The sequence below is a fragment of the Pseudomonas sp. NPDC089428 genome (genome assembly GCF_044749325.1).
Lineage (GTDB): Bacteria > Pseudomonadota > Gammaproteobacteria > Pseudomonadales > Pseudomonadaceae > Aquipseudomonas.
Window position 1 is genome coordinate 142,506 of the sequence record NZ_JBIVHT010000012.1, and the last position, 11,482, is coordinate 153,987.

The 11,482-nt window shown below is 59.4% G+C and carries 14 protein-coding genes; 4 read left to right on the forward strand and 10 right to left on the reverse strand.

Translation table 11 applies throughout. The annotated features are described in order from the left end of the window. Nucleotides 1–7: 7 nt before the first annotated feature. Nucleotides 8–526, reverse strand: coding sequence for a carboxymuconolactone decarboxylase family protein (locus tag ACIPZ5_RS20870; protein ID WP_261943558.1), 519 nt, complete (start codon nucleotides 524–526; stop codon nucleotides 8–10). Between the two features lie 128 nt (nucleotides 527–654). Here ACIPZ5_RS20870 and ACIPZ5_RS20875 point away from each other — a divergent pair, with 128 nt between their 5' ends. Next, nucleotides 655–1,479, forward strand: a complete 825-nt coding sequence (locus ACIPZ5_RS20875; RefSeq protein WP_343596417.1) for an AraC family transcriptional regulator — start codon at nucleotides 655–657, stop codon at nucleotides 1,477–1,479. 138 nt (nucleotides 1,480–1,617) lie between these two features. Here ACIPZ5_RS20875 and ACIPZ5_RS20880 read toward each other — a convergent pair whose 3' ends face one another. Beyond that, complete coding sequence (locus ACIPZ5_RS20880) at nucleotides 1,618–2,115, reverse strand: winged helix-turn-helix transcriptional regulator (protein ID WP_400810377.1); 498 nt, start codon at nucleotides 2,113–2,115, stop codon at nucleotides 1,618–1,620. A gap of 211 nt (nucleotides 2,116–2,326) precedes the next feature. On the opposite strand from ACIPZ5_RS20880, the gene ACIPZ5_RS20885 reads away from it, so the two are divergent. Both ACIPZ5_RS20885 and ACIPZ5_RS20890 read left to right on the forward strand, forming a co-directional pair. Next, nucleotides 2,327–2,953, forward strand: a complete 627-nt coding sequence (locus ACIPZ5_RS20885) for an isochorismatase family cysteine hydrolase (protein ID WP_343596415.1) — start codon at nucleotides 2,327–2,329, stop codon at nucleotides 2,951–2,953. Between the two features lie 12 nt (nucleotides 2,954–2,965). Then, on the forward strand, nucleotides 2,966–4,174 hold the full coding sequence (locus ACIPZ5_RS20890; protein WP_400810365.1) for an MFS transporter: 1,209 nt from the start codon (nucleotides 2,966–2,968) through the stop codon (nucleotides 4,172–4,174). Nucleotides 4,175–4,394: 220 nt separating this feature from the next. Here ACIPZ5_RS20890 and ACIPZ5_RS20895 read toward each other — a convergent pair whose 3' ends face one another. The 8 genes from ACIPZ5_RS20895 to ACIPZ5_RS20930 all read right to left on the reverse strand — a co-directional run bounded on the left by ACIPZ5_RS20895 (nucleotide 4,395) and on the right by ACIPZ5_RS20930 (nucleotide 10,437). Continuing rightward, nucleotides 4,395–5,318, reverse strand: a complete 924-nt coding sequence (locus tag ACIPZ5_RS20895) for a LysR family transcriptional regulator (RefSeq protein WP_343596411.1) — start codon at nucleotides 5,316–5,318, stop codon at nucleotides 4,395–4,397. Nucleotides 5,319–5,413: 95 nt separating this feature from the next. Further along, nucleotides 5,414–6,124 carry an SDR family NAD(P)-dependent oxidoreductase gene (locus tag ACIPZ5_RS20900; protein WP_261943561.1) on the reverse strand — a complete coding sequence of 237 codons (711 nt, stop codon included), beginning with the start codon at nucleotides 6,122–6,124 and terminating at the stop codon, nucleotides 5,414–5,416. A gap of 28 nt (nucleotides 6,125–6,152) precedes the next feature. Further along, nucleotides 6,153–6,809 (reverse strand): DsbA family oxidoreductase, encoded by a 657-nt coding sequence (locus ACIPZ5_RS20905; protein WP_400810366.1) that lies wholly within the window; start codon nucleotides 6,807–6,809, stop codon nucleotides 6,153–6,155. After that, a complete protein-coding gene (locus ACIPZ5_RS20910; RefSeq protein ID WP_343596405.1) occupies nucleotides 6,806–7,021 on the reverse strand; it encodes a 4-oxalocrotonate tautomerase family protein in 216 nt (71 codons plus the stop codon). The genes ACIPZ5_RS20905 and ACIPZ5_RS20910 overlap by 4 nt, the downstream gene beginning before the upstream one ends. Nucleotides 7,022–7,317: 296 nt before the next feature. Further along, a complete protein-coding gene (locus ACIPZ5_RS20915; RefSeq protein WP_343596403.1) occupies nucleotides 7,318–8,004 on the reverse strand; it encodes an anti-sigma factor domain-containing protein in 687 nt (228 codons plus the stop codon). Further along, nucleotides 8,001–8,549, reverse strand: a complete 549-nt coding sequence (locus ACIPZ5_RS20920; protein ID WP_261943565.1) for a sigma-70 family RNA polymerase sigma factor — start codon at nucleotides 8,547–8,549, stop codon at nucleotides 8,001–8,003. Before ACIPZ5_RS20920 ends, ACIPZ5_RS20915 begins: the two co-directional genes overlap by 4 nt. A gap of 103 nt (nucleotides 8,550–8,652) precedes the next feature. Continuing rightward, nucleotides 8,653–9,180 carry a DUF3455 domain-containing protein gene (locus tag ACIPZ5_RS20925; protein ID WP_261943566.1) on the reverse strand — a complete coding sequence of 176 codons (528 nt, stop codon included), beginning with the start codon at nucleotides 9,178–9,180 and terminating at the stop codon, nucleotides 8,653–8,655. 144 nt (nucleotides 9,181–9,324) lie between these two features. Continuing rightward, the gene (locus ACIPZ5_RS20930) at nucleotides 9,325–10,437 is read right to left on the reverse strand and encodes an MFS transporter (protein ID WP_400810369.1); all 1,113 of its coding nucleotides are present in this window, start codon (nucleotides 10,435–10,437) and stop codon (nucleotides 9,325–9,327) included. 121 nt (nucleotides 10,438–10,558) lie between these two features. On the opposite strand from ACIPZ5_RS20930, the gene ACIPZ5_RS20935 reads away from it, so the two are divergent. After that, nucleotides 10,559–11,326: an IclR family transcriptional regulator gene (locus ACIPZ5_RS20935; RefSeq protein WP_343596398.1), complete on the forward strand. Its 768-nt coding sequence runs from the start codon at nucleotides 10,559–10,561 to the stop codon at nucleotides 11,324–11,326. The last annotated feature ends 156 nt before the right edge of the window (nucleotides 11,327–11,482 follow it).

The following is an 11,482-nucleotide window of genomic DNA, read 5'->3' on the forward strand; positions in this document are numbered from 1 at the left end:
TTCCCTCCTAACGGGCCGACGGCGGAAAGTCGATGTCGGTGGTGGCGACATTGTTCAGGTAGTTGGTCAGCGTCAACAGTGTGACCTGTGCCACCACGTCCACAATCTTGCTGTCGGTGAGGCCTGCTTCGCGTGCTGCCGTGATCTGTGCATCGCTCAACTGGCCGCGGCTTTCGGTGATCTGTTGCGCCAGTGTGGCGACCGCGCTGAGTGTGCCGTTGCGGGCCTGGCTGATGGCTTCATCACTCAAGCCGGCCTTGGTAGCAAAGTAGCTATGGGCTGCCAGGCAGTAGTCGCAACCATTGATTTGCGAGGTGGCGAGGGCAACGACTTCACGCTCGGCGGCGCTGAGTGAACTTTTGCCCAGGGCCTGCGCGAGCCCCAGGTAACCATTGAGTGCGGCCGGCGAGTGCGCCAGTGTCCTGAATGCATTGGGAATGAAGCCCAGGCCTTTCTGAATACCTTCCAGGGCAATTCGCGAGCCGGCAGGGGCTTGCTCCAGCGAGAGCGCAGTAATACGGGTCATGGTATTTCTCCTTTGGGATGCTCGATCGGTTTGTCGATCGGCTTGGTATGAATCGTAAGGAGATGAGCTTTCCTTTCGGGTTCAGATCGTCCAAGTTATGCAACAGATCGTCTAAACCTGAGGGCGCCATGGACCGTCTATCGACATTGCTCAAGCACTTCAACTTGCATGCATCGACGTTTCATCAGGGTGGATTCTGTGGCACCACGCCCGTTTATGGGCAGCACAGTTTCGGCCATGCACATCTGCTGCGTTCAGGGCGGCTGACCTTCAGGAACAATCGCGGCCAGCCCACAGAATTGTCTGAACCGAGCCTGATCCTGGCGGTGCGCCCACAGGCGCATCAATTGCTGGCGAGCGAAGCCGATGATGCGCAACTGGTATGTGCCACCTTGCATTTTGACGGGGGGGCCAACAATCCGCTGACTTTGGCGTTGCCGGATTTCATCATCATGCCGTTGCGCGAATTGCAGGGCCTCGATGGCACCCTCGACTGGCTGTTTGCAGAGGCCTTTGGCGATGAATGTGGCCGCGATGTAGTCCTCAATCGGCTGTTCGAACTGATGGTGATTCAGCTGCTTCGGCACCTGATGGCCAGGCGGACCATCGCCTCAGGGATGATGGCGGGGTTGGCCCATGCTCAGCTGTCGCGAGCGCTCGTGTGCATTCACGACGAACCTCAGCGCAATTGGTCCGTGGCAGAACTCGCTGGTCGTGCCGGCATGTCGCGGGCGAGCTTTGCTGCACACTTTCGCGAGACGGTGGGTATTACGCCGGCAGATTACCTGGCGAACTGGCGCATCAGCCTGACCCAGAAGCGCCTGCGTGAAGGCCGCCCGATAGCCCTCATTGCAGATGAAGTGGGCTATGAAAGCCCGTCTGCGTTGGCCCGCACCTTTCGGCGGAAGGTGGGTACAAGCCCGAAAGGATGGCTGCTGCAGAAGCCGGCATGATGCCTGAACACAGATTGCCGTACTTCGCTGGCCGTTGTTTGCAAGCCCGGTGATTGCGAGTTCAGCGCAGACTGGCTTGGCAGTATTCCTTTGGCAGCAATTCAAGGATGTCAGTACGGGATGCCCTCGTAGCCCCAGCTACTTGCGCTTGAAGGCTTCTCGACGAGACTCGCGTTCGTCAAGGAAACGATCGCTGATGAGCGCCTCCAAGTCCTTGCGTTCCACAGCGTCGCCGCAGTGAGGACAAACGCTGGCAACACCCACATCATGGCCGCAGGCGCGGTGCACGAAATGCACGGCCAACCCCTCATCCGGGTTCTTGCACCACTTCTCGCCCCAGGTGCGCAGCGCGTAGATCACAGGATAGAAGTCCCAGCCCTTGTCGGTCAGATGATATTCGTAGCGCAGCGGCTTTTCGCTGTAGGGCCGGCGTTCGACCAGGCCGTTCGCCTCCAGCGCTTTCAGGCGCGAAGTCAGCATCTGGGGCGTAGCGGTGGTCTGGATCTGCATTTCCTCGAAGCGTGTCGCGCCCATATACAGCTCACGCAGGACCAAAATGGTCCATTTGTCGCCCACCAAATCCAGCGAGCGTGCCACCGGGCACACCGTATCGCTTGTCTCATGCTGCATCGCCATCTCGCTGTTTTCTCCGTAGAAACTATTGTTTTCATAGTAACGCAGCGAGGCTAACAAATGTCCCATGGATCAACCATGGAAGCCTCATTTTCGTTGACACTATGATTTTCATAGTTAATATGAGGCCTGTGCGGCTTACGCTGTAGCAGTGGGGCAGTTGCCGCTTTGGCAAACGTCCCGGAACGCCTCTCTGTTCACCTGGAGCACCATCATGACCCATCCTGTGTATGCCTCGCAGCGGACCGCTTTGCTGCTGGTCGACCCCTACAACGACTTCCTGTCCGATGGCGGCAAGCTTTATCCCATGCTTAGACGCGTCGCGGACGAGGTTCAACTGCTCGACAACCTGCGCATGACTGTTGCCGCCGCGCGAGGACAAGCCATTCAGGTGTACTACGTGCCTCATCGGCGCTGGCAGCCCGGCGACTACAACCACTGGGATCATCCCAATCCGACCCAACGCCTGATCCAGCAACGCCACACTTTTGCCAAGGGTTCCTGGGGCGGCGAATGGCATCCCGACTTCGTGCCGCAGGAGGGCGACATCATCATCCAGGAACACTGGGGACAAAGCGGGTTCGCTAATACCGACCTGGACTTCCAGCTAAAGCAGCGAGGCATCACACACGTGATCGTCGTCGGCCTGCTGGCGAACACCTGCATCGAATCGACCGCACGCTTCGCCATGGAGTTGGGTTATCACGTCACGCTGGTACGCGATGCGACAGCCGCCTTCAGCAAGGAAATGATGCACGCGGCGCACGAGCTGAACGGGCCGACGTTTGCGCACAGCATCGTCGACACCCGCGGGCTCGTGCAGACTTTGCAACAGCAGTGAAAGGGCTGCGTCATGTCTGCTTCTTGCACATTGCCCATGGGCGTTAGCGGCCGCCTTGTCACGCTCATGGCCCTGTGCTGCGCGCTGGCGGTCTCGACCATCTACTATCACCAACCGCTTCTGCCGCAGATGGCAGCGTCGTTTGGCCTGGCGCCGACACAGGCCGGCCTGGTCGCCACGCTGACGCAGCTTGGCTATGCGCTAGGCCTGCTGTTCATCGTGCCGCTCGCCGATTGTCGACAGCCACGCCAACTCGCGCTGCTGGCCATCGCGGGGAATGCCGTTGCCTTGCTGCTTTGCGCGGTAGCGCCGACTTTCACGATGCTGTGCGTGAGCAGCCTTCTGGTCGGCGTGACGGCGATCACTGCACAGCTCATCATTCCCTGTCTGTCAGGGTTGGCCACTGCGGCTGAGCGAGGTCGTATCGTCGGCAGCCTGCTCAGCGGCCTCTCGGCAGGTCTTTTACTGGCGCGCATGCTCGGGGGATTCGCCGGCGCACATGCGGGGTGGAGAGTCGTCTTCGTGCTGGCCTCGCTCAGCGATGTCCTGCTGCTGCTCATCGTTGCCAAGCGCCTGCCCGCCACCACGAGCCTGCAGACGATAAGCTACGGCCGGCTCCTGGGTTCGCTAGGCGGCCTGGTCAGGCAGGAAGGCGTGCTGCGTTACTGCGCGGCGAGCGGCTTGCTGATGTTCGCCGCATTCAGTGCACTGTGGGCCTCGCTTGCCGCGCTGTTGGCACAACCCCCCTACGGACTTGACTCCGCCACTATTGGTCTGCTTGGCCTGGTCGCGCTGTTGGGCATCGTCGCGTCCCCCCATATTGGCGCGCTGACCGATCGCCTGGGCGCACGCACCATGGTCCTCGCCGGCGCAATGACCCTCGTCCTGGGTTTCAGCTGCATTGCAGCGAGCGGGCAACATCTCGCCTGGCTGATCTTCGGCATGGTGCTGCTCGACATAGGCAATCGTGCCGGGCTGGTTGCCAACCAGGCACGCGTATTCACCCTGAGGACCGAGGCCAGAAGCCGGCTCAATACGGTATTCATGGGGTCGTATTTCATGGGGGGAGCGATCGGCGCCGCATTGGGGAATTACGGCGTGCACCGGGCAGGCTGGATCGGCCTGGCTGCTGTTGGCATCCTGCTGTCTTTTGCAGCCACGGCGATCAGTGTGCTTGCACCCCGTGAGTCGAGCTCGACGATGAGCGAGGTTCGCCCTTGAGCGATTCAAAAACGACGCGACAGCGTACCTTTTGCTGGTTTGCTCAGGCTTGCGACCATGCCGTAGTTTGGCGTCCAAGTACCACGCGGGCATATCACTCACCCAGGTATTAAGATACCCAATCCGCTCGGTTCCCGAGCGACCTCTCATGACCGGGAGGGTCCTGCGCCGTGTTTCGTTCGCCCCTACCAGAACTGCGAACGGGTGAACGACATTCGCGCTAGAGCGAAGCCCACTCTTCACGATACTGAACCAGGAAATCCACAAAAGCGCGCACCCTCTGCGGGACATGACGACCGTGAGGGTACAGCAAGGTGTACGGTCTCGATCGCCCGCCAAACGGTTTCAAGACTTCGACGAGTCGTCCGTCAGCCAGCTCTTGTTCCACGATGAATTTGTAGGTTTGGAATAAACCGGCAGCGTTCTTGGCGAGTGTCACTCCGCCCAACACATCGTCGGAACACGAATAGCTTCCAGCGGTGAATACCTCACGCTCTCGACCGTCCTCTTGGAACAGCCACGAGATACGCCTACCGCTACTCGGAAGCTCAAACTGAATGCATTCATGATGCTCCAGCTCCTGCAAGGTCTGCGGTGTCCCGGCTTTCTCCAGGTAGGCCGGGGACGCTACGACAACCAGCTTGGCATCCTCCAGCAACCTCGCAATCATCGTGGAGTCAGGCTGAGCTCGTACACGAATCGCCAGATCGTACCCTTCTGCAACGAAGTCGATATTTCGATTACCAAGGTGGATATCAACCGTTACTTCAGGATACAGGTCCCGAAATTTTGGCAGCAACGGCAGGATGCGGTGGTGCCCATAAGTCGTGGGCAGGCTGATGCGAAGACGGCCTGAAGGCGTTGCTTGAGCGCCCATAACGGCCTGCTGGGCCTCCACCAGTTGCGTCAGTGCCTGGCTGCACTGCTCGAAGAAATCCTTTCCCGCATCGGTCAATCGAATGCTTCGGGTTGTCCTTGCGAACAGCCGAGAGCCCAGCCTTTTTTCCAAACGAAGGATCGACCTGCTCACTGCGGCCGGGGTAACGCCAGCGAGCTGAGCTGCGGCAGTAAAGCTGCCCGCTTCCGCCGACAGACAAAACAGCTCAATGCTCCCCAACTGCAGATCGTCAAAGTGCCGCTTCATGGGATTTATCCGTACAGAGGCTGGTAGGAGGCTGGGCGTCGCACAATGCGGTAGACAGATACACCGAACTGAGCGTGCTGCGTGCATTCTGTCAATCAATGACCTGCGCTCTGACCGCCGTCGACGTGCAGGATCTCGCCGGTGACAAACGAAGCGCTGTCCAAGTAGAGAATCGCTTGAACGATGTCGTTGATCTCGCCCATGTGACCGACGGGATGCAGCTTGCCTAGGGTATCGTGAGTTTCGGCGCCATGCATGGGGGTCTTGATGATGCCAGGCGACACGGCGTTAGCGCGGATGCCTCGCTTGGCATACTCAATCGCGATCGATTTGGTTGCAGCGTTGATGCCACCTTTGGTGAGCGATGCCATTACCGACGGAACACCGTCGATTGCGTGGTCAACCAGGCTGGTGGTGACGCTGACCACATGCCCGCTACCATTCTTCTCCATTTGCGCGATGGCGAGCTGGGAGATGTAGAAGAAGCCGCTCATATTGGTTGCAACGACTTGCGCATAGTCTTCTTTGGTGTAGCGGGTGAACGGTTTGGCGACGAAAATCCCGGCGTTGTTGACGAGCGTATCGATGCGCCCGAAGCGGGCCACGGCTTCGCGCACCACGCGTTCGGCTGTGGCCGGATCCGCGATATCACCGGCAACAGTCAGGATATCTGGATCGGTCGATGGTTGAATGGAGCGCGAGGTCGCCACCACTTTGTGGCCGAGGGCTCGGAACCCTTCCACTACACCTGCACCAATGCCTTGGGATGCGCCCGTTACGATGACTACCTTTTGAGAGTTGCTCATGATGTTTCCTCAACTATGGATTCATTTTTCAGTCAGACGAAGCGACGTGTGCCGCCTGCCGTAACACGTCTTCGTAATACTCAACAGACTGTGAGCCTGCGACGACTTGCCGATTGTTCAGTACCAGTGCGGGTACCGAGTTGATGCCGCGATCCAAGTAAAAACTTTCAAGCGCTCGGACTTCATCGGTGAATTGCCCGCGTTCAAGTACTGCCTGCGCTTGCTGGGCGTTCAAACCGACTTTCTGAGCCAACGCCACCAACGTCTCGTGACTGCTGGGGTTTTGCCCATTCACGAAGTAAGCCTCAAACAGTGCTCGGTGAAGCTCGCTTTGCAGTCCTTGATTCGCTGCCCAGAACAGCAGGCGATGTGCATCATGGGTATTGAAAAAGTGAGTTCGTCTTTGAAGATTGAACTCAACGCCCAGCTCCCGTCCTCTTTCAACAATCATCAGATTACGTGCCGTCACCTGCTCCGAAGTTCTTCCGTACTTGCGAATCATGTGCTGGATGGCATCCTCACCCTCGATGGGCATGTCGGGATTGAGCTCAAACGGTTTAAACGTCAACTTGACATCGATTTCGCCGGCTACGTTGGCGATGGCTTGGTCCAAGGCAGTCGAGCCAAGCGCGCACCACGGACATACGACATCAGAAACGAAGTCGATTATTACTGTGTGCTTCATGGTTTTGGTTCGGCTAATTGCTTTCTGTACGCGGTTGTCGTAATTCCAGAGTAACCCCAGTTGTCCGTGTCGACTTCTTCGATCACGATGTGGGTCAACGTCGGGTCTTTATGAAGCACGCGCTCCATCGTGTCAGTGATTTCTTTTATTACCTGAGCTTTTTGCTCACGGGTAACACCATCGCGCGTAATGCGGACGCTGATGAATGGCATGGGGAGTTCCTCTATCAAGTGTGCGTTGGGTGATGAGCAGTTGATGGAGAAACTTTAAGAATTCAGAGCGAGTTGATAAATATGCCCTGAGGTACTTCATTTGTTATCTCGTGTATCGAATCACGGGCACCGTAGCCCGTGCCAGGCAACTCCAATTCATGGGGCTGGCCTCTTTGCGGGGCAAGCCGGCTTTCACCGAATCACTGGCAAACTCCCTGGCAGCCTTGAGTCGATTGCTGACCGCCGTGAAGAATCGCTATCGATCCCTGTCGGTCAGTTCCTGCAGAGTTTTGGGGTCATATCACTTTTACCGCGCGGCCAATGAATTTCACCGGCCCCGTCGGCAGCCCGGTGGGCGAACCGCCGGATTTCTCCAATGTCAGCTCGAACAACTGGTTGGCCTCCAACGGTGGCAGGCTCTGTAGCGGAACCCGGTAGGGTTCACCAGGTTTGACCAGGCCCAGCGACACCGGTGCGCGCCACTGCTCGCCCTTGGTCCAGAACTGCAGGGCCATGCCTTCGGGGACGGCATCCTTGGCAAGCGGGATCAGCTCGATCATACGGCTGTCGCTGGTCTGAACCACCCAGCCGGGGGCCTGGCTGCTCGGCGCCACCAGCACGACCACGAATTGAGTAGTGGGCGGGGGTGTTGTCAGCAACATGAACGCCAGCAACACGCTTGCAGCCAGCCCCGCAGCACTCAGTGCCTGCCATAGGCCGAGGCGTTGCCACCACTTGACTGAGGGTGCGGCCAGTTCATTCAGGCTACGCTGGATACGGCCCCACAGGCGGGCGCTCGGTGGCCGCGCAGCAGCCAGCGCGGTCAGCTCCAGCAGGCGTGCCTCCCAGGCATCCACTGCGGCGCGCAAGGATGGGTCGGTGCCCAGGCGTTGGGTGACCGCGGCGTGTTGCTGGGGCGACAAGGTCCCCAAAACGTATTCGCCGGCGAGGGTGTCCAGTGCTTCGGCAGTATCCGGGTTCATTCCAGGCACTCCCGCAGCGCCTTCAGGCTGCGCTTGATCCAGGCCTTGACGGTGCCCAAAGGTGCACCCAGCAGCCCGGCGATTTCGGCGTGGCTGCAGCCGTCCACATAGGCGTGCAGGATGCAACGCTGGGGGGCTGGCTGCAATTGTTCGAGGCAACGGTAGATTTTCGCCGAGCCTGACCAGAGGTCAATGTCATCAAAGCCGCCCTGCACTGCGGTTGAAGTATCGATGTCGGCGTCATCCAGCACGGTTTCACGGCGAGTATCGCGGATCGTGTTCAGCGCCAGGTGGCGGGTGATGCTGTAGATCCAGCCCCGGGCCGAGCCGCGCGCCGGGTCGAAGCTGGCAGCGCGGGTCCAGATGCGGATGATTGCATCGTGGACGATATCTTCGGCGGTGGCGTCGTCACGCGCGATGCGCCGGGCAACACCCAGCAGGCGTGCACCCTCGTGATCGTAGAGCGCATGCAGGGCTTGGCGGTCGCCCTGGGCACAGGCTTTGAGACAACGGTCGAAGTCGAAGTGGGTGGCAGGCGAGTCCAACGTGTCCGCATTCCTTGATGTGTGCAAGGTACCCCGGCCATTGAGCCGGGGGCTTGCCAACGAGCGTAGATGAACGATTGCAAGGTGTCTGCTCAAGTGCCCTTCACTTGGCTGTCCAGAACACATAGTCGGCCTGGTACTGGACGACCTGCCGGGCGCCTTTGTTTTGCGCCGTGCAGTCGCTTGCCGGGGCCACGCCGCCGCGGGTGGCCAGGCGCTGAATGTAGCTGACGCCGTGCATGGCGCCCTTGCCCTCGGCCGGGTTGGCCTTGACCAGTTGGTAGGGCAGGGCGCCTTTGTCGGCCGGCGCCACCGCCAACTGGGTGCCGGTTACTTTCGACCCATCCTTGGCCTGCCAGGTGGCAGGTGGGCCGAAGTAGTCACCCACCTGTTTTCCGGCGCGGTCATTGAGCACGGCCTTGGGGCCGACGAAGGTCCATTCGGTTTGCCCGGGGGTGTTGGCCTTGTCTCGGCACTCGTAGGTGATCTCGCCAACGCCGACGGTCTCAAGCAAGACACGATGGCCATCGGGGACCTTGACCGCATCTGGCAGCGGGGCTTGGGCGTGTACGGGCTGCAGCGCCAGGGCGAGGCTGCAGGCGAGCAGGCAGGCGGAGGTTTTGAGGCTCATGGGGAGTGCTCCTGACAGGTGATTTGGCTGGGCAGTCACAAACCGCCCACTAGCAATACCCGCCAACGAGCAAACTGGATGCACTGAATGGGGCGCAAGCTTCCAGCCACAGCTTTCCATCCATTCCTCTGAGGGCCAGGCTCCTCAAGAAGTGGCTCTGAATCGGCGCCGGCTGGCACTACCTGCCACTATCGCACACGCCACCAGGGCCACGCCGGCTGCCCACAGACATCCATAGGTTCGCCCTCCTGGCACGAACTCGATGAACGAAGAAAGGAACTGCCCGCCGAAGATTGCTACAGAAAGCCAGGCCAGATTACGTCCCCGCTGGGCAGCATGACTGAGCTCGATGGTCATGTGGTTGAGCAATGGCACGGTGAGCCCAAATCCAAGACCAAGGCAAATTCCGGCTTCGATCATCAACGTCATGCCCTCTGCGGTCACAAACGCCAAGTGCGCCAGCGCGTAAAAAGCCAATCCGAAAATCAGTGTTCCGTGTTCGCCTGCCTTGCGGGCAGCAATGGGCATGAGGGCCGCTGCTCCCACCGCAACCAGTGAAACACCAGACAGAAAGTACCCGACCTGGGCTTCATTGAGGCCAATGTCATGCAACCGCAATGGCAGCATGATGATCGCGCTGAAGAATACGATCATGGAGAGCGTGGCTAACGCATACACAAGCCTCAGCGCAGCCGAGGGCGAACGAGAGATCTCGCCTGCTGGCGTCGCGTGCCTGGTAACGGAAGGCTGTGGCACGCATACCAGCACCAGCGCAAGCAGCACCCACGCGCACAGGTACAGCGCGAATGGCCACTGCCATCCCACGTTTGCCAGAAGGCCGGCTGCAGAGAGAAAGAGCACGCCGCCCAGCTCGATTGACATGCCTTGCCTGGCAATCATGTTCAACCGGGCATTGCCTTCGTAGAACTCCGAGATCAGCCCGGTTCCGGCGGCCATGATCATGGCCGTCGATCCTCCCAGAAGGAGTCGGTCTACAAATATCGCTGGGCCGTGAAAAATGCAGCCCAGCATGCCTAACAGCCCGTAGGCAAACAGGCCAAGGCACAAGCTCTTGTATAGCCCGATTCGGTCGATGAGCTTGCCCGCCATTGGCCCAAAGACGATGACACCCAACGACGGGACAGTGACCAGCCAACTGGCAGCGTTACCGACGCCCAGTTTGTGAGCAATGGTAGGCAACCCCGGGACGATGACGCACCCGACCATGATGGTCAGCGACGCGACTGCCAGTAGCACGAGAGATCCTGATCGAGAAAGTGGTGGATTCATAGGCTTGTCCGTTCAATGGAACACATATCCGAATAACGGAACAAAGCATGTTGGGTTATCCTGTCGATGTCAACGAGAGGAGCGACGAATGGCAAAGGGGGAAGAGGTGACATCTGAAGCAGAAGGTGCTGGAAAGCAGGTCATCGCGCGTGCCGCTGCGGTGTTGAAAACGCTGGAAAATCAGCGCGATGGATTGAGCCTGAGCCAGGTTGCCAAGGCGTCCGGGTTGCCACGTACCACAGTGCATCGCATCGTGACGGCGCTGGAGGCTCAGCAGATGGTGATTACCGGCAGCTCGGGGATTCGGCTGGGGCCCGCACTTGTTCGGCTTGCGGCGTCTGCCCACACAGATCTGGTGGCAATTGCCCGGCCTTATGTCGAGAGCCTCGGGCGGCGTACCCGTGAGACTGTCGATGTCTCCGTGTACAAAGGGCTTCATGCCATTTCCGTCGATCAATATCCCTCGGATCAGGAACTGCGCGTCGTTTCCCCGGTGGGCACAGCATTTCCCATCCATTGCACCGCGCATGGCAAGGCGCTGCTGAGCACGTTCTCGGAAGCGCACTTGACCCAGATGCTGACGGCACCCCTTGAGCGTCGCACAGCGTCGACCATCGTCACTTTCGATGTGCTGATGGAGCAAGTGAGTGTCGCCAGACGACAAGGGTGGGCCATCGATCAGGAAGAGCACGCCCAGGGTGTTTGCGGTATCGGCGTGCATATCCGCAGCGGGCTATCGGAGCACTATGCGATCTCGCTGGCAGTCCCGGCACTGCGCTTCCACGACAATCTGGAAGCGCTGAAGGCGGCGCTACTTCAATGCAAGGCAGAAGTTGAAGCGGTGATTGGGGTGTGAGCATCCCATGAGGAGGGGGCCGCTGAGAGCAGCCGTTCACTACAGACCGCTTTCGACCCAGAGCGGACGACGCATGCCTAAGGTTTGCGTGGTGCCTGGTGTGTTTGCCTTGGGGTATGTAGCGCCTATCAGATCGAGCGCCGCCCGCGCGGCGCA